The 16,781-nt window shown below is 68.7% G+C and carries 14 protein-coding genes; 4 read left to right on the forward strand and 10 right to left on the reverse strand.

Annotated elements, in window-relative coordinates; genetic code table 11:
- Window positions 1-135: 135 nt before the first annotated feature.
- Complete coding sequence (locus tag UUA_RS01880; protein WP_008433774.1) at window positions 136-618, reverse strand: DciA family protein; 483 nt, start codon at window positions 616-618, stop codon at window positions 136-138.
- Window positions 619-645: 27 nt separating this feature from the next.
- Between UUA_RS01880 and UUA_RS01885 the strand changes: the two genes are divergently transcribed.
- Window positions 646-1,575, forward strand: coding sequence for a M23 family metallopeptidase (locus UUA_RS01885; protein ID WP_008433776.1), 930 nt, complete (start codon window positions 646-648; stop codon window positions 1,573-1,575).
- A gap of 189 nt (window positions 1,576-1,764) precedes the next feature.
- The gene (gene secA / locus UUA_RS01890; RefSeq protein WP_008433778.1) at window positions 1,765-4,509 is read left to right on the forward strand and encodes a preprotein translocase subunit SecA; all 2,745 of its coding nucleotides are present in this window, start codon (window positions 1,765-1,767) and stop codon (window positions 4,507-4,509) included.
- Between the two features lie 258 nt (window positions 4,510-4,767).
- Here the strand turns inward: secA and UUA_RS01895 are convergent, their stop codons facing one another.
- From UUA_RS01895 to UUA_RS01935, 9 genes are all read right to left on the reverse strand, one after another.
- Window positions 4,768-5,619 carry a symmetrical bis(5'-nucleosyl)-tetraphosphatase gene (locus tag UUA_RS01895; RefSeq protein WP_008433779.1) on the reverse strand — a complete coding sequence of 284 codons (852 nt, stop codon included), beginning with the start codon at window positions 5,617-5,619 and terminating at the stop codon, window positions 4,768-4,770.
- Between the two features lie 15 nt (window positions 5,620-5,634).
- Entirely contained in the window at window positions 5,635-6,018 is a 384-nt protein-coding gene (gene apaG / locus UUA_RS01900) for a Co2+/Mg2+ efflux protein ApaG (RefSeq protein ID WP_008433781.1), read from the reverse strand.
- A 46-nt stretch (window positions 6,019-6,064) separates the two neighbouring features.
- The gene (gene rsmA, locus UUA_RS01905) at window positions 6,065-6,853 is read right to left on the reverse strand and encodes a 16S rRNA (adenine(1518)-N(6)/adenine(1519)-N(6))-dimethyltransferase RsmA (protein WP_008433782.1); all 789 of its coding nucleotides are present in this window, start codon (window positions 6,851-6,853) and stop codon (window positions 6,065-6,067) included.
- 266 nt (window positions 6,854-7,119) lie between these two features.
- On the reverse strand, window positions 7,120-8,118 hold the full coding sequence (gene pdxA / locus UUA_RS01910) for a 4-hydroxythreonine-4-phosphate dehydrogenase PdxA (protein ID WP_008433784.1): 999 nt from the start codon (window positions 8,116-8,118) through the stop codon (window positions 7,120-7,122).
- A 15-nt stretch (window positions 8,119-8,133) separates the two neighbouring features.
- On the reverse strand, window positions 8,134-9,474 hold the full coding sequence (locus UUA_RS01915; protein ID WP_008433785.1) for a peptidylprolyl isomerase: 1,341 nt from the start codon (window positions 9,472-9,474) through the stop codon (window positions 8,134-8,136).
- 35 nt (window positions 9,475-9,509) lie between these two features.
- The gene (locus tag UUA_RS01920) at window positions 9,510-11,882 is read right to left on the reverse strand and encodes an LPS-assembly protein LptD (RefSeq protein ID WP_008433787.1); all 2,373 of its coding nucleotides are present in this window, start codon (window positions 11,880-11,882) and stop codon (window positions 9,510-9,512) included.
- Window positions 11,883-12,032: 150 nt separating this feature from the next.
- Window positions 12,033-12,953, reverse strand: coding sequence for a histone deacetylase family protein (locus UUA_RS01925; protein ID WP_008433788.1), 921 nt, complete (start codon window positions 12,951-12,953; stop codon window positions 12,033-12,035).
- Between the two features lie 11 nt (window positions 12,954-12,964).
- Entirely contained in the window at window positions 12,965-13,534 is a 570-nt protein-coding gene (locus tag UUA_RS01930) for a cob(I)yrinic acid a,c-diamide adenosyltransferase (RefSeq protein WP_008433789.1), read from the reverse strand.
- A 1-nt stretch (window position 13,535) separates the two neighbouring features.
- A complete protein-coding gene (locus UUA_RS01935) occupies window positions 13,536-14,135 on the reverse strand; it encodes a hypothetical protein (RefSeq protein WP_039953410.1) in 600 nt (199 codons plus the stop codon).
- 99 nt (window positions 14,136-14,234) lie between these two features.
- Here UUA_RS01935 and ubiH point away from each other — a divergent pair, with 99 nt between their 5' ends.
- Together ubiH and UUA_RS01945 are read left to right on the forward strand one after the other, a co-directional pair.
- Entirely contained in the window at window positions 14,235-15,458 is a 1,224-nt protein-coding gene (gene ubiH / locus UUA_RS01940; RefSeq protein WP_008433791.1) for a 2-octaprenyl-6-methoxyphenyl hydroxylase, read from the forward strand.
- The gene (locus UUA_RS01945; RefSeq protein WP_008433792.1) at window positions 15,455-16,708 is read left to right on the forward strand and encodes a UbiH/UbiF/VisC/COQ6 family ubiquinone biosynthesis hydroxylase; all 1,254 of its coding nucleotides are present in this window, start codon (window positions 15,455-15,457) and stop codon (window positions 16,706-16,708) included. The genes ubiH and UUA_RS01945 overlap by 4 nt, the downstream gene beginning before the upstream one ends.
- The last annotated feature ends 73 nt before the right edge of the window (window positions 16,709-16,781 follow it).

Below are 16,781 nucleotides of genomic sequence, written 5' to 3' on the forward strand. Positions count from 1 at the left end.
CGCGCGACGGGGCCGTTTTTTTATGATGCATATCACGTTCTGAGGGCGTTGCGCTTCACGCCTCTGCTACATGGCGGATTACTCCTTAACAAACGGCGTGCTATAAAACCGCCTGCAGCATGCGGACCGGCGCCATCAATCTGCGCCGGGCAAGGGGGAATCAGCAGTTTCGGCGAAGGACGCCAGCTCAAGGAACAGCGCCCGCAATTCGGGGTCTGTGAATGATGCGGCGGCGGCCCTGAGGTGGGCGGCGGCGGCAGGCGAAAGCGGTTTCGACCGGTCCGGCGCTGTGGCGGCTGGTGCAGGGGGGATCACTTTCACGGTGACTGAACTGGCGCAGGTGCCAATGGCATGTGCGGCGGCAAGGATTTGCGTCTGCATCAAGCGCAGGCGTGATGCCCAGCCCGGTGAAGACGCCAGGAAGACGAGGCGATCGTTGCGCAGGTTGGCGAACCTCACCTGCTCGCGCAGCGGTAACGGCAATGTCTGGCGCAGTGCGCGGTCCAGCGCTTCCAGCGCGTCGGCCCTTCGGGCCAGCGTCGCGAAGGAGCCGCAGTCGGCGAGGGGCTTCGGCCCGCTGCCGGTGCGGCGGGAAGTGGCCGGAGTGGCGTGTTGCATGGTGCCGGAATTCGACCCAGGAAAGACATGCAGATCATACTCGTATCACGCGCCAGGAAACTGCCGAAAACCCTCGACCTGGCCGACCATCGCCTGCGCTGGAAGCTGTTTTCGGTCACTGCGCTGGCGGTACTCGGTTGCATGGGTGCCGGCATGGCGCTGGCCATGCTGGTGGCCAGTCCGCGCGACCGCGCGCTGGCCGAGATCCGCGACCTGCAGCAGCAGGCCCGGCAGCAGGACGCCCAACTGGGCGGGGTGCGCCAGGAGGCCCAGCGCAGCCTCGATGCGCTGGCCGTGAAGCTGGGCCAGCTGCAGGCCCAGTCGACCCGCCTGAATGCACTGGGCGAACGCCTGGCGGAGGTCGGCAAGCTCGACGACGGCGAGTTCGATTTCGACCAGCAGCCAGCCGTCGGCGGCGTCGAGGACCCCGGCAGCAGCGCTTATGCCCTGCCGCCGGCGCTGGACAACAGCATCAGCCAGCTGGCCAGCCAGTTCGACCGCCAGCAGGCGCAGCTGTCGGCGCTGCAGAGCCTGTTGCTGGATGCCCGGATCGAGTCCAATCTGAAGCCGACCGGGATGCCGGTGCCGGGTTACATCTCCTCCTATTTCGGCGTGCGCGCGGACCCGTTCGACGGCCGCTCGGCGCGGCATACCGGCATTGACATCTCGACCCCGCTCGGCACGCCGGTGCACACCGTGGCCGAGGGCATGGTGACCTTTGCCGGCGTGCGCCAGGGCTACGGCAACGTAGTAGAGATCGACCACGGCAACGGCTACATGACCCGCTACGCGCACAACAGCGCGCTGGTGGCGCGTCCCGGCCAGCACGTGCAGGTCGGCAACGTGGTGGCCCGGGCCGGTTCCACCGGCCGTTCCACCGGCTCGCACGTGCATTTCGAGGTCTGGTACAACGGCCGCGTGGTCAACCCGCTGGCGTTCGTGCGCAACCATCGCTGAGGCCCGTTGCTGCCCGCCATCCCTTGAATCCTGCGCTGGCCGGCGCCATTCAGGATGGCGCTGCGGCTTGGCTCAACCGGCCGCGTCCCGGGCGCGGCTGCCTCCGCGGGTGGTGCCCGGCGGGCATGTAGTAACATGCTCGATTGGCCCGCGTGCGCCGTGGGCATTTCACTCCAACCCGGAAGATCGATGTTCAATCGTGCCCTGACGAGCCTGTTTGGCAGCCGCAACGAACGCGTGTTGCGCCAGCTTTCCAAGAGTGTCAACCGCATCAATGCGCTGGAGCCCGAATTCGAGAAACTGAGCGATGACGAGCTGCGCGGCAAGACCGACGCGTTCAAGCAGCGCGTTGCGGCCGGGGAATCGCTCGACAAACTGCTGCCGGAAGCGTTTGCGGTGGTGCGCGAGGCGGCCAAGCGCACCCTGGGCATGCGCCACTACGACGTGCAGATGATCGGCGGCATGGTGCTGCATCAGGGCAAGATCGCCGAGATGCGCACCGGCGAGGGCAAGACCCTGGTCGGCACGCTGCCGGTCTACCTGAATGCGCTGGCCGGCAAGGGCGTGCACGTGGTCACCGTCAACGACTACCTGGCCCGGCGCGACTCGGCCCAGATGGGCAAGCTGTACAACTTCCTCGGCCTGGCCGTGGGGGTGGTGTACCCGGGCATGGACCACGCCGACAAGCACGCGGCCTACGCCGCCGACATCACCTACGGCACCAACAACGAGTTCGGCTTCGACTACCTGCGCGACAACATGGCGCTGAGCAAGGAACAGCGCTATCAGCGCGGCCTGCACTACGCGATCGTCGACGAAGTCGACTCGATCCTGATCGACGAGGCGCGCACGCCGCTGATCATCTCCGGCCCGGCCGAGGATTCCCCGCAGCTGTACATCGCGGTGAACAAGATCGTGCCGCAGATGGTCCGCCAGACCGAGGAGAACGGCGAGGGCGACTACTGGGTCGACGAGAAGCAGAAGCAGGTGCATCTGTCCGAGGCGGGCATGCAGCACGCCGACGAACTGCTGCGCGCGAGCGGCGTGATCGAGCAGGACAGCGGCCTGTACGACTCCAAGAATCTGGCGGTGGTGCACCACCTCAACGCCGCGCTGCGGGCCAACGGCATCTACCAGCGCGACGTCGACTACATCGTGCGCGACGGCGAGGTGATCATCGTCGACGAGTTCACCGGCCGCACCCTGCCGGGCCGGCGCTGGTCCGACGGCCTGCACCAGGCGGTGGAGGCGAAGGAAGGCGTGCCGATCCAGCGCGAGAACCAGACGCTGGCCACGGTGACGTTCCAGAACCTGTTCCGCATGTACAAGAAGCTGGCCGGCATGACCGGCACGGCCGACACCGAGGCGTTCGAGTTCCAGAGCATCTACGGCCTGGAGGTGGTGGTGATCCCCACCCACAAGCCGATGATCCGCAAGGACAACCCGGACATGATCTTCCTGTCGCAGACGCCGAAGTACAACTCGGTGATCGAGGACATCCAGGCGTGCCACAAGCGCGGCCAGCCGGTGCTGGTCGGCACCACCTCGATCGAGGTGTCCGAGCTGCTGTCGGGCTTGCTGAAGAAGGCCGGCGTGGCGCACGAGGTGCTGAACGCCAAGCAGCACGAGCGCGAAGCGCATATCGTGGCCCAGGCCGGCGCGCCCGGCCAGGTCACCATCGCCACCAACATGGCCGGCCGCGGTACCGACATCGTGCTCGGCGGCAGCCTGGAGGCGGCGCTGGCGGAACTGCCGGCGGAGGCCGGTGAGGCCGACCGCCAGCGCGTCAGGGCCGAGTGGAAGAAACTGCACGAACAGGTGGTCGCTGCCGGTGGCCTGCACATCATCGGTACCGAGCGGCATGAGTCGCGACGCATCGACAACCAGCTGCGCGGCCGTTCCGGTCGCCAGGGCGACCCGGGTTCCTCGCGCTTCTACCTGTCGCTGGAGGACAACCTGCTGCGCATCTTCGGCGGCGAAGGCCTGGTGCGCTGGATGAAGCGCTTCGGCATGAAGGACGACGACGCGCTGGAAGACCGCATGATCAGCCGCCAGATCGAGAAGGCGCAGCGCAAGGTCGAACAGCACAACTTCGACATCCGCAAGCACCTGCTGGAGTTCGACGACGTCGCCAACGACCAGCGCAAGGTGATCTACCGCCAGCGCGACGAACTGCTCGATGACGACGACGTGCAGGCCACCGTGGCCGACATTCGCGACGACGTGGTGCAGAACATGGTGCGTGCCTACGTGCCGGACGACAGCATCGACGAGCAGTGGGACCTGGCCGGGCTCGACCGCGAGCTGGAAAGCGAGCTGGGCCTGTCGCTCGACCTCAAGCACTGGATCGAGCAGCAGCAGGAGATCGACGCGAAGATGCTCCTCGAGCATGTGCGCGGCGCGGTGGACGAGCTGTTCCAGGCCAAGGAGGCGCAGATCGGCGCCGAGACCATGCGCCAGCTGGAAAAGCACATCATGCTGACGGTGGTCGACAACGCCTGGAAGGACCACCTGGCCAGCATGGATTATCTGCGCCAGGGCATCTACCTGGTCGGCTACGCGCAGCAGGATCCGAAGCAGGCGTTCAAGCGCGAGTCGTTCAAGCTGTTCTCCGACATGCTCGAGCGGATCAAGGCCGAAGTGGTGCAGATGCTGGCGCGGATCCGCATTCGCAGCGAAGAGGAAGTCGCCGCGATGGAGGCCGAGCAGCGTCGCCTGGCTGATCGCCTGCAGAAGCAGATGCTGGCCAGCGGTGGCGGCGCGCCCACGGAAGGCGCGTTTGGTGGCGCGGTGGCAGCCGAGGCGGCGGTCGGTGCCGGCATGCGCCTGGCGCAGCAGCCTGCGCAGCACGATGGCCCCAAGGTCGGACGCAACGACCCGTGCCCGTGCGGCTCGGGCAAAAAGTACAAGCACTGCCACGGCCAGCTCGCCTGAGTTGTTTTTTTGCGATCGATCCCTGATCGCGAAAGTCAAACGGGTGGCCATCCGTGGCCGTACTTCTCCACATCTTTGCGATCGTCCATGATCGCGAAGGTCAAATGGGCGGCCATTCATGGCCGCACTCCTCAACTCTTTGCGATCGTCCCTGATCGCGAGAGTCAAACGGACGGCCATCCGTGGCCGCACTCCTCATCAAAAGAAAACCCCGCTGAGGCGGGGTTTTTTCATGGCTGTCGGTTCAGTAGTGGCGGATCAGTCCTCGCCGCCGGGTGGGCGTTTGCGATACGGCTCGGCGTTGACTGCGATGTACTGCAGCTCCTCGCTGTCCAGCCGCAAGGCGGTGAGCTGCCCGCCCCAGACGCAGCCGGTGTCGATCGCGTGCACGCCGAGTCCGGCGAAGCGGCCCAGTGCCGACCAGTGGCCGCAGACGATGCGGGTGTCGCGCCGGCGCATGCCGGGCACTTCGAACCACGGATACAGTCCGGCCTTCTGCGTGCCGGGAGCGCCCTTCGCCTCGAAGTCGATGCGGCCGTTGACGTCGCAGTAGCGCATCCGGGTCATCGTGTTGATGGTGGCGCGCTGGCGGTCCAGGCCCTGCAGCCGGCTCGACCACAGCGCCGGCCGGTTGCCGAACAGGTTGCGCAGCAGGCGTGGATGGTGCGGGCTGGACAGTTCGCGCTCGACCTCCTGCGCGGCGCGCTGCGCCTGGCGCAGCGTCCAGAGCGGCGCCAGGCCGGCATGCACCATGGTCCAGTTGAGCTGCTCGTCGTGGTGCAGCAGCTTCTGCGAACGCAGCCACTCGAACAGCACCGGTGCATCGTCGGCGAACAGCACCTCGCGCAACTCGGGATTTACGCGTGCCTGCGCATCGGGCCGGCGCTGGGCGATCGCCAGCAGGCTGAGGTCATGGTTGCCCAGGGTGACCACGCTGTATTCGCGCAGGCCGTGGATCAGCCGCAGCGTGTCCAGCGACTGGCCGCCGCGGTTGACCAGGTCGCCGCAGAACCACAGCCGGTCCTGCGCCGGGTCGAAGCGCAGCTTGTCGAGCAGGCGTTGCAATTCGGGATAGCAGCCCTGCACGTCGCCGATCGCGTACGTAGCCATGTCAGCGCAGGGCCATTAGTGCAGCGTACGCGGAATGGACAGGGTGAAGGTCGGGATGGGCGCCTCGAACTCCGTGCCGTCGTCGGCCAGCATCCGGTAGCTGCCGCCCATGGTGCCGACCGGCGTCTCCAGCACCGCGCCGGAGGTGTATTCGAAATCGTCGCCGGGCCGCATCCACGGCTGTTCGCCGACCACGCCCTCGCTGGTGACCTCCTCGACCTTGCCGTTGGCGTCGGTGATCATCCAGCGGCGTGCGAGCAGGCGCGCGGGCATCTCGCCGGCGTTGCGCAGGGTGACGGTGTAGGCGAAAACGTAGCGATTGTCACCGGGCTTCGATTGGTCGGGGACGAAGCGGGTTTCGACCTGCACGTCGATCGTGTAGGAAGATTTTTCAGTCATGCCCGGATTGTAAGGCCTGCCGCCGCGAATGGGGCGCGCGTTTCCCTCAGAGGCCGCCGTAGACCTTGGCCAGGCGCACGAAATCGGCCGGAGCGAGGGTTTCGGCGCGTGCTTTCGGGTCGACATCGGCGCGACGGATCGCGTCGGCATCGAGCAGTTGCCGCAGTGCATTGGCCAGCGTCTTGCGGCGCTGGCCAAACGCGGCCTTGACCACGGCATGGACGTGCTCGGGCGGTGCGTCGTGCAATTCGCCGACCGGCAGCGGCACCAGCCGTACCACCGCGGACTCCACCTTCGGCGGCGGGCGGAACGCTTCCGGCGGCACGTCGAACAGCGGCTCCACGCGGCAGGCCAGCTGCAGCATCACCGACAGCCGGCCGTACACCTTGCTGCCCGGCTCGGCGGCCATGCGCTCGACCACTTCCTTCTGCAGCATGAAATGCATGTCGCGGATGGCCGCGGCGTGCTCGACGCAGTGGAACAGGATCGGGCTGGAGATGTAGTACGGCAGGTTGCCGGCGATGCGCAGCTGCGGCGCGCCGTGGCTGTGCGCCAGCGCGCTGAAGTCCACCTTCAGCACGTCGGCGTGGATAACGTGCAGCTCGCCCACCGTGGCAGCACGCGAACGCAGGTCGGGGATCAGGTCGGTGTCCAGTTCGATCGCGGTGAGCCTGCCCGCCGCCGCCAGCAGTGGCAGGGTCAGCGCGCCTTCGCCGGGACCGATCTCGACCATGAAATCCTCCGGCCGCGGCGCGATCGCGCTGACGATGCGGTCGATGTAGCGCCGGTCGTGCAGGAAGTGCTGGCCGAAGCTTTTCTTGGGTCGGGCGTTCATGGGGTAGCAGTGAGAGGTTGTGATTTTCTCAACCTCTCAGACCGGCCGCGGCGAGGGGCATGGATGTCCGAGTTGAGGCAACGCAGGAGCGGTTCCCCGATGGCCGGACCTGAAACAGTCACGCAAGTGACTGTTTCAGGTGAGCGAGTCCGGGCGCATACCGGACTCGCGATCGAAGAAAACCACAGGGTGTGGTTTTCTCCACAAGCTCTGAGCGGAGAGGAGCGGGAAACGGGAGTGGAGGCGTGGCTGCTTTTGCTCACTTCTCACTCCTCTTCATGCTCTTCTCGCTGGCGTGCCGCCAGCGCCAACGCGAGGTTTGCCGCCGCGATCAGGCTGGATGGATCGGCGCGGCCGCTGCCGGCCAGGTCCAGCGCGGTGCCGTGATCGACCGAGGTGCGGATGAACGGCAGGCCGAGGGTGAGGTTCACGGTGCGGTCGAACGCCTCGCTCTTCAGCACCGGCAGGGCCTGGTCGTGGTACATCGCCAGCACGGCGTCGTAATGCGCGCGCTGTGCCGGCACGAAGGCAGTGTCGGCGGGCAGCGGGCCGAGCAACTGCATGCCTTCGCGGCGCAGGGCGTCGAGCACCGGGATCAGCGTGTCGATCTCCTCGCGGCCGAGGTGGCCGCCTTCGCCGGCGTGCGGGTTGAGCCCGAGCACCGCGATGCGCGGCGCGGCCATGCCGAACTTGCGCTGCAGCTCGGCGTGCACGATGCGCAGCGTGCGGGTCAGCGCGGCGGGAGTGATCGCCGCCGGCACCGCCGCGAGCGACAGATGGGTAGTGGCCAGCGCCACCCGCAGTTCCGGGCTGGCCAGCATCATCACCACGTCGGCGCGCGCGCGTTCGGCGAAGAACTCGGTATGTCCGCTGAAGCGGATGCCGGCGTCGTTGATCGAGGACTTCTGCAGCGGCGCGGTGACCACCGCGTCGTAGCGGCCAGCCATGCAGCCGTCGGCGGCTTCGGCCAGCGTGTCCAGCACGTGACGGGCGTTGCGCGGGTCCGGCCGGCCCGGCACTTCCTCGATGGCCAGCGGAACGTGGTGCAGACGCAGCGAGCCGGGGCGGCGTGCCGCCTGGTGGCTGCCGTCGTCGTCGGTGAGTTCGATGGCCACGCCGCAGCGCGAGGCGGCGCGTTGCAGCAGGCCGCGATCGGTGATCGCGACCAGGCTCGCTGCCAGCGGCGTGGCGGCCAGGCGGATCAGGAGCTCGGCGCCAACGCCCGCCGGCTCACCCGCCGTCAGCGCGAGCCGGGGCAGTGGCATGGTGTCCAACCGCCGTTACGGCGAGCTGGCGGCAGCCTGGCTGTCCGCGTCGCGCAACTCGGGCACCAGGACGTCGACATAGGCGTTGGAGCGCAGGTCGCGCAGGTAGTCGTCGTAGACCTGTTCGGACTTGCGCGTGCCGATGGCCTGCCGCGCCTGGTCGCGTTCGATCTGCACGGTCTGGTCGCTCTGGCGTTCGCCGAGCCGCTGCACGATGTGCCAGCCGGCGGCGCTCTGGAACGGCTGCGACACCTGGTCGTCCTTCAGCTGGGCCAGTTGCGCGGCAATGGCCTGGCCCCATGCCTGCGGCGGGAACCAGCCCATGTCGCCGCCGATGTTGGCGGTGGTGTCGTCCTTGGAGTTTTCCTTGGCCAGCGTGGCGAAGTCCTCGTGCTTGTCGACGATGCGGTGGTACAGGTCCTGCGCCTTCTGCTGCGCCTGCGCCGGGGTCAGCAGATCGCTTGGCTTGATCAGGATCTGCCGCGCATGCAGCTCGGTGACCATCTTGCGGCTGCTCTGGCGCTGATCGACCAGCTTGAGGATGTGGAAGCCGGTCGGGCCGCGCAGCGCCGCGCTGACGTCGCCGGGCTTCATCGAAGCGAGGGTGTCCGCGAACGCGGGCGGGATTTCGTCCAGCCGGCGCCAGCCGAGGTCGCCGCCGTCGAGCGCGTCGGACGCGTCGGAGTAGCGGATCGCGGCGGCGTTGAAATCCATGCCCCCCTTGATCGCGGCCAGCGCCTGCTCGGCCTTGGCCTGGCTGGCCTGGATCGCGGTGGCGTCAGCGCCGCCCGGGATGCTGATCTGGATGTGCGCCAAGTGCACCTCGCCGGCCTTGTAGGTCGGGCTGCTGAGCAGGTTGTCGATCTCGCTGTCGGTGACCGAGACCGAATCCTGCACCACGCTCTGGTGCAGCCGCTGCACGGTGATCTGGTCGGCCAGCTGCTCGCGGAACGAGGCGAAGCTGGCGCCGCTGCGCTCCACCTCGGCACGCAACTGCTCGGGACTGAGCTTGTTCTGCTCGGCCACGCCCTGGACGGCCTGGTCGACGTCGGCATTGGAGATGCGAATGCCCTGGTCCTGCGCCTTCTGGATCTGCAGGCGCATCAGCACCAGCCGGTTCAGTACCTGCTGCTGCAGCACGTTCATTGGCGGCAGCTGGCCGGCGCGGCCGGCGTACTGTTGCTGCACCGAGGCCACGGCGTCGTTCAGCTCGCTCTGCAGGATCACGTCGTCGTTGACCACCGCCACGATGCGGTCCAGCGGCTGGTCGGCCGGCGCGGCCGGCGCCAGCAGCTGGGCGTGGGCGGGGAGCATGATCGCGAGCGCGAGCAGGAGGGATGCAAGGGATTGCTTCATCAGTGGAAAGCCTGATTTCGCCGGGGCGAATGCGTTTATTGATAGCCGAGAATATCACGGCGCAGCAGTGGATCGATCTGGCCGCCGGTGGAGCCCAGCCCCTTGAAAACCACTTCGAACATGACGGCATTGTCGCGATGGTTGATGTTGCCGCCGGTCGGCGCCGGACCGAAGCCGTAGTAGCTCTGGTTCACGTAGCTGCGCCCGACCAGCCGCAGCGACACGCAGCAGCTGTCGTACTCCACGCCGGCCAGCGCATCGACGCTCTCGCGATCCTTCACCGAGTAGGTCCATGCACCCACCAGCCGCCAGCGCTCGGACACCGGGTAGACCACGGAGGCGTTGTATTGTTCCAGCAGGCCCCGACGGTAACGGTAGGAGAAATTGAGGACGCCGTCGGTGCGGATGCGCCGCTGCAGCTGCACCGAGGCCAGGTCGGTCTGGCGGGTGTTCGGGCTCCACTGATAGCTGCTGCCCAGGCGCCAGCGCTCGCTGAGCTGCACGTCGAGCTGGGCCACGTAGGACGAGCGGACCCAGTCGGTGCGCAGCACCTTCTGTGGGCTGAAATAGTGGATCTGGCCGATGCTGGCCGATACCCGCTCGACACCACCGTCGTCGAGCAGGCGGCTGGTCAGCGCCGCGGTGAGGTTGTTCGCGTCCATCTGGCGGTCGGCGCCGGAGAACTGGTTGGTCGAGAACAACTGCCAGTAGTCGAACGACATCACGTTGGTGTCGAACAGCGGCAGGTTGTCCTGGTTGCGGTACGGCACGTACAGGTAGTACAGCCGCGGCTCCAGCGTCTGGGTGTAGCTGCTGCCGAACAGCGTGGTGCTGCGGTCGAACACCAGTCCGCTGTCGAGGCTGACGATCGGCAGCGAGCGGCTCGGCGACTTCTGGTTGAACGGCGAGGTTGCGCCGCTGCCGAGCTGCCCACCGTAGCCGTAGTTCTGGTAGTTGCTGTCCAGCTGGTAGGCGGTGTAGCGATAGCCGAGCCGCGGGCGCACGAACCAGGCCGAGCTGCCGAAGTCGGCCGCCAGGTACGGGTAGATGTCCTCGCGCTGGCCTTCGACGAAGCCCGCCTTGCGGAACGCCACCGCCGAGCTGTCCACGCCGACTTCCAGCCAGCGCGACAGCGGCACGTCCATGCTGAACTTCGCGTAAGGCAGCTGCTTGTACGGCAGACCGCGGTCGGTGACGAACGGGTTGACGTTCTGGTAGATGGTGCCGCCGAAGGAGGCGTTCCACCACTTGCCGCCGCCTCTGATCGCGGCGTTGGAGGCGAGCGTGTAGACGGCCGAGTGAGACAGGGCATCGCCATAGTCGTACAGGTAGCTGCTGTCCGAGGCGTGGTTGTACGAACCCACGAACTGCCAGCCTTTCCACAATTGCGTGCTGTCGGAGAAGTTGACCAGGTAGCGCGAGTCGCCCTTGGTGACGGCCAGGCCATCGTTTTCGCCGTGGTCGTCCGGCACGTATTCCACGTTGAGCTGGCCGCGGCTGCCTGCGGTCAGGTAACGGAATTCCCCGGCCAGCATCGCACCGCGCGCGCTGTAGTAGCGCGGGTCCAGCGTGGCGTCGTAGTTCGGCGCCAGGTTCAGGTAGTACGGCGTGCTGATCTCGTAGCCCGAGCGGCTGGTGTGGCCGACGGTGGGGTAGAGGAAGCCGGTCTTGCGGCGGTCGTCGACCGGGAAGCTGAAGTACGGCAGGTACAGGAACGGCACGTTGCCGAGGCGCATGGTGGCGTTGCGCGCCACGCCAACGCCGGTTTCCTTGTTGATGGTGATGGACTTGGCGCGGAACTCCCACAGGTGGTGGCCGACGTCGCAGGTGGAGTAGGTGGCCTGCGAGTAGCGCGAGTGCTGCGCATCCAGCATCTGGCCCTGGCCAGCGGTGCCGTTGCCGCGCGCGTCGAGCAGCTGGTAGCGCACGTCGTTGGCGGTGCCACGGCTGGCCCCGGTGTTGCCGCGCATGCTGGAGGCGGCCAGCAACTGGCCGGCCTCCTGGTAGCGCACGTTGCCGCGGGCGTCGTAGTCGGTGTTCTGGTCGTTGTAGTCGATGCGCTCGGCCTGCAGCTGCTGGTCGGCGCGCTGCAGCTTCACTTCGCCGGAGAGGTGGTAGACGGACTGGTTGGAGCTGTCCACGTGCTGCGCCTGCACCAGGGTGGGACTGGTCTCGCGCAGGCTGGCGTCCCTGCCCAGGCTGGGGTCGTAGAACTCCAGCAAGGCATTGGGCCGGCACATGGCGTAATTGAGCGGGCGTGGCGCGCAATGGAACGAGCCCAGCGGACACGCCTGGTTGGTCGGAGCGGCGGGCGGGGCCAGCGGGTTGCTGGCGTCGGCCTGGCCGCCGAACAGGGCAAGGGTGGCAGCGACCGCCAGCAGGCGGCGTGGAGGTAGCTTGGGCGTCACGGGGAATCTGCCTGCTTCGAAGGCTCGTTAAGCTAGCAGAAAGACCCCCCGGACGGCAGGTTAAGCTTTGCCGCCGCACGTCGGGGATTCAGCCGGGGCGGGCACCGGAAGGGAAATCCGGAGTGGGAAAGCAGCGCGCCATGCGGCGACCTAGCCGATGAGGGCGCCGACGTGCGCGCCCACGCAGGCGGCCAGCGCGCCCCGGTCGTAGCCACCTTCCAGGGTGGACACCATCCGGCCGTCCGCATGCGCGTCGGCCAGTGCCGCCAGGCGTTCGGTGATCCACGCGTAGTCTTCGCTGCCCAGGCGGATGTCGGCCAGCGGGTCGTTGCGGTGGGCGTCGAAGCCGGCCGAGACCAGCACCAGCTGCGGCTTGAACGCATGCAGCCGTGGCAGCAGCACGCCTTCCCACAACTCGCGGAACTCGTGCGAGCCGGCGCCCGGCGACAACGTGCCGTTGACGATGTTGCCCACTCCGCGCTCGTCCTTGCGACCGCTGTCCGGGTACAGCGGCGACTGGTGGCTGGAGGCGAACAGCACGCGTGGCTCGCGCTCGAAGATGTCCTGGGTGCCGTTGCCATGGTGCACGTCGAAGTCGGCGATGGCTACCCGCTTGAGCCCATACGCGGCCAGCGCGTGGGCCGCGCCCACCGCGACGTTGTTGAACAGGCAAAAGCCCATCGCCAGCTCGCGCGTGGCGTGGTGGCCGGGCGGCCGCACCGCGCAGAAGGCGCGCCGTGCCTCGCCGCCGAGCACCGCGTCGACCGCCGCGACCACCGCGCCGGCGGCACGCAGCGCCGCCTCGGTCGAGCCGGGACCCATCACCGTGTCCGGATCCAGCGCGAGCATCTCGCCTGCCGGCGCACCGAGCAGGACCTCACTGATGTGCGCCGCGCTGTGCACGCGCTGCAGCTGCTCGCGGGTAACCCGCGGCGCCTCGATGCGGTCCAGCGCGGCGAAGCGGTCGTGGTCCAGCGCCTGCAGCACCGCCTGCAGCCGTGCCGGCCGCTCGACGTGCCCCGGGCCGGGGTCGTGCTGCAGGCAGGCAGGATGGGTGTACAGCCGCAGCATCGCGGGCGGGTCTAGGTCGCGGAGGGCTTGCGGCGGCGCTCGTGCTGCCACAGCACTTCGCCGTGGCCGCTGGCGCGGGCCAGCACGCGCGAGATCACGAACAGCAGGTCCGACAGCCGGTTCAGGTAGCGCTGCGGCTGGTTGCGGATTTCCTCCACCCGCGACAGCGCGACCACCGCACGCTCGGCGCGCCGGCACACGGTGCGCGCGAGGTGGCCGCAGGCTGCCGCCATGCCGCCGCCGGGCAGGATGAATTCCTTCAGCGGCGGCAGCGGCTCGTTGAGCGTGTCGAGGATGCGCTCCAGCCGCTCGATGTCGCTGTCCTCGACCATCGCCATGCCCGGAATGCACAGCTCGCCGCCGAGGTCGAACAGGTCGTGCTGCACCTGGGTCAGCGCCTCGCGCACCTCGTCATCGACGCCGTCGGCGGCCAGCAGCATGCCGATCGTGCTGTTGAGTTCGTCCACGGTGCCGTAGGCGTCGACCCGCAGCGAGTCCTTGCCCACGCGCGAGCCGTCGCCGAGACCGGTCGAACCGTCATCGCCGGTGCGGGTGTAGATCCGCGAGAGGCGGTTGCCCACGTCAGTGCCGGGCGTGGCTGCTGCGCGGCGCGGCGTGCGCCAGCTGCGTCGCCAGCACGTGCAGCACGGCGCCCAGCGCCACGTAGACGGCGGTGCCGGCGAGGAACGGCAGGTACCAGTCGCCGAGATTGCTGAGCCACGCGCCGAAGCTGCGCGGCGCCGGCACGCTGGCGCTGATCCAGTAGAAACTGCCGTTGGAGACCAGGTAGCAGACGCCTTCGGCGACCAGCAGCGTGGCCACCGCGAGGCCCAGCGTACGCAGGTTCAGGCCCTGCTGGCGCTTGGCCAGCCAGCTGCCGCCCAGCCACAGCGCCGCGTAGGACGGCAACAGGAACCAGTAGGCCGGCGACACGCAGTAATGACTCCAGAAGTCGATGCCCTGGCCGCTGATGACGAGGTAGTCCACCAGCACCGCCTCGGCCATCAGCAGCGGGAACGCCCAGCGGCCCTGGCCGCGCAGCCAGAAGCCGGCGAGGAAGAACACGCCCCAGGAGGCGTCCCACAAGGCGTGGTGCAGCAGCGAGGGGTGGAAGCGGGTGACGCCCATCACCAGGGCCAGGCCCAGGAAGATGGCCACGCGTCGGGTCGTTGAGGTTGCCATGTGGACTCCGTGCAGCTCGGCGGGATACAGGTCTGCCAGTTTAGCCCAATGCGACCGGTCCGATGTGTCGGTGCGGCGCCGGCGCGTATCATCCACGGCATGAATGCTTTCGCATCCCCTGCCGGCGGCAGCGTGCTGGTCATTGGCGGCGGCCTGGTCGGCGCCAGCCTGGCGATCGCGCTGGATGCCGCCGGCGTCGCCGCCACCCTGGTCGAGGCCGCCGCGCCGCGCACCGATGCCCAGCCCAGCTATGACGAACGCAATCTTGCGCTGGCCCGCGCCACCGTCAACGGGCTGGAGGCGATCGGCGTGTGGCGGCACGCGGCCGCCTGCGCCACGCCGATCCGGCATATCCGCGTCAGCCGCGCCGACGAGTTCGGCAGCGCGCGCATCGATGCGGAGAAACACGGCGTCGATGCGCTGGGCTGGACCCTGCCGGCACGCGAACTCGGTGCGGCGCTGCTGCACCGGCTGGACGAATGCACCCGGCTGACCCGGCTGGCGCCGGCGAAACTGGCGTCGCTGCAGCCGTTGTCCGGCGGCTGGCGCGCCCAGGTCGAAGCCGCCGACGGCACGCGCAGCCTCGACACGCCACTGCTGGTTGGCGCCGACGGCACGCAGTCGTTCGTGCGCGCGCAGTTGGGTATCGACACCGAAAGGCACGACTACCGGCAGACCCTGTTCGTGTGCACGGTCACCGCGGAGCGCGAGCACGCGAACCGGGCGTGGGAGCGTTTTTCCGATGCAGGGCCGGTCGCCCTGCTGCCGCTGGCCGAGCGCCGTTGCGGCCTGGTACTGACGGTGGCGGCCGCGGAGGCCGAGGCGGTCGCCACGTTGGACGACGCCGGTTTCATCGCGCTGGCGCAGCGCCGTTTCGGCTGGCGGCTGGGCCGGCTGAGCCGCCCGGGCAAGCGGCATCCATATGCGATCCAGCGGGTCGCCGCCAACCTGCTGACCGCACCGCACGCGGTGCTGGTGGGCAACGCAGCGCAGACCGTGCACCCGATTGGAGCGCAGGGTTTCAACCTCGGCCTGCGCGATGCGCTGACCCTGGCCGAACTGGTCGCCGCCGCGCCCGATCCGGGCGCGCCCGGGCTGTTGGCGCGCTACGCCGCGCGGCGCGCGCCGGACCGCGAGGGCACCATGGCGATGAGCCACGGCCTGGTGCAGCTGGCCTGCCTGTCGCAACCGCTGCTGGCGCCGCTACGCTCGCTGGCCCTGCTCGCCTGTGACCGGCTGCCGCCGCTGCAGCGCGTACTGGCGCGGCGCGGTATGGGTTTCCGCGGCGAACCACCGCTGGCGGTGCTGGAGCGTCTGCCATGAATGCACCGGCACAGGAGATGACTTCGCGTCGTCGTCCGCCCGCGCTGGACGTGGCGGTGGTCGGCGGCGGCATGGTCGGTGCTGCCGCGGCGCTGGCCCTGGCGCGCGCGGGCTTCGCCACCGCCCTGCTGGAGGCGCGCGCGCCGGCGGCCTGGGACGCGCACGCCGAGGTGGATCTGCGCGTGGTCGGGCTGGCGCCGTCCTCGGTGATGCTGCTGGACGAATTGGGCGTCTGGACGTCCATCCGCGCTGCCCGCGCCAGCCCGTACACGCACATGCACGTCTGGGACGCCGAAAGCGGCGCAGCAATCGACTTCGACGCCCCCAGCGAGGGGCGCGACCGGCTCGGCTACATCGTCGAGAACAGCCTGGTGCAATGGACGCTGTGGCAGGCGCTGGACGCCGCACAGGGAAGTGCCAGTGCCGCGGGCGCAGGACGCGCAGGAGCTAGTGTGCGCCGGCTGTGCCCGGCCGAAGTGCGCGGTTTCGAGGCGCGCGAGGATCGCATCCAGCTGGAATTGGCCGATGGCGAGACTCTTTCCGCCAGCCTGCTGGTGGCGGCCGACGGCGCCGGCTCGCCGCTGCGCGCGCTGGCTGGCATCGGTACGCGCGGTCGCGACTACGCGCAACGCGCGGTGGTGGCGCACGTCGCCACCGAACGTCCGCACCAGGACACTGCGTGGCAGCGCTTCCTGCCGGGCGGTCCGCTGGCGTTGCTGCCGCTGGCCGACGGGCGCAGCTCGATCGTGTGGTCGCTGCCCGAGGCCGAGGCGCGACGCGTGCTGGCGCTGGACGACCAGGCTTTCCTCGACGAACTCGGCGTCGCCAGCGATTTCCGGCTGGGTCGGATCGTCGCGACCACGCCGCGTGCGGCGTTCCCGCTGAGGCTGCAGCTGGCCGAGCGCTACCAGGCCGACCGTTTCGTGTTGCTGGGCGACGCCGCGCACGCGGTGCATCCGCTGGCCGGGCAGGGCGTCAACCTGGGCCTGCGCGATGTAGCCGAGCTGCGCGACACGCTGCTCGACGCGCGTGCCACCGGCCGCGACATCGGCGCCACCCACGTGCTGCGCCGCTACGCGCGCCGCCGGCGCAGCGCCGACACGCTGGATGCGCTGGGCTTCGACGCCCTGGCCCGCATCTACGCATGGCAGTCACCGGCGCTGGTGGCCGCGCGCGGCATCGGCGTGCGCGTGCTGGACCGCCTCGCACCGCTGAAGCGGCGGCTGTCGGAGCACGCCGCGGGGTTTTGAGCTTTGCTCCTCCCCCTGCTTGCAGGGGGAGGCCAGGAGGGGTGAAGCTTTTGACTTGAAGATCAAGAGCTAC

Source organism: Rhodanobacter thiooxydans LCS2, from assembly GCF_000264375.1.
GTDB classification, from domain to species: domain Bacteria; phylum Pseudomonadota; class Gammaproteobacteria; order Xanthomonadales; family Rhodanobacteraceae; genus Rhodanobacter; species Rhodanobacter thiooxydans.

Bases quoted from the DNA above. Each gene is read 5' to 3' on its own strand.
- UUA_RS01880 (WP_008433774.1), bottom strand. From the start codon at position 618: ATGCAACACGCCACTCCGGCCACTTCCCGCCGCACCGGCAGCGGGCCG.
- UUA_RS01885 (WP_008433776.1), top strand. From the start codon at position 646: ATGCAGATCATACTCGTATCACGCGCCAGGAAACTGCCGAAAACCCTC.
- secA (WP_008433778.1), top strand. From the start codon at position 1,765: ATGTTCAATCGTGCCCTGACGAGCCTGTTTGGCAGCCGCAACGAACGC.
- UUA_RS01895 (WP_008433779.1), bottom strand. From the start codon at position 5,619: ATGGCTACGTACGCGATCGGCGACGTGCAGGGCTGCTATCCCGAATTG.
- apaG (WP_008433781.1), bottom strand. From the start codon at position 6,018: ATGACTGAAAAATCTTCCTACACGATCGACGTGCAGGTCGAAACCCGC.
- rsmA (WP_008433782.1), bottom strand. From the start codon at position 6,853: ATGAACGCCCGACCCAAGAAAAGCTTCGGCCAGCACTTCCTGCACGAC.
- pdxA (WP_008433784.1), bottom strand. From the start codon at position 8,118: ATGCCACTGCCCCGGCTCGCGCTGACGGCGGGTGAGCCGGCGGGCGTT.
- UUA_RS01915 (WP_008433785.1), bottom strand. From the start codon at position 9,474: ATGAAGCAATCCCTTGCATCCCTCCTGCTCGCGCTCGCGATCATGCTC.
- UUA_RS01925 (WP_008433788.1), bottom strand. From the start codon at position 12,953: ATGCTGCGGCTGTACACCCATCCTGCCTGCCTGCAGCACGACCCCGGC.
- UUA_RS01935 (WP_039953410.1), bottom strand. From the start codon at position 14,135: ATGGCAACCTCAACGACCCGACGCGTGGCCATCTTCCTGGGCCTGGCC.
- ubiH (WP_008433791.1), top strand. From the start codon at position 14,235: ATGAATGCTTTCGCATCCCCTGCCGGCGGCAGCGTGCTGGTCATTGGC.
- UUA_RS01945 (WP_008433792.1), top strand. From the start codon at position 15,455: ATGAATGCACCGGCACAGGAGATGACTTCGCGTCGTCGTCCGCCCGCG.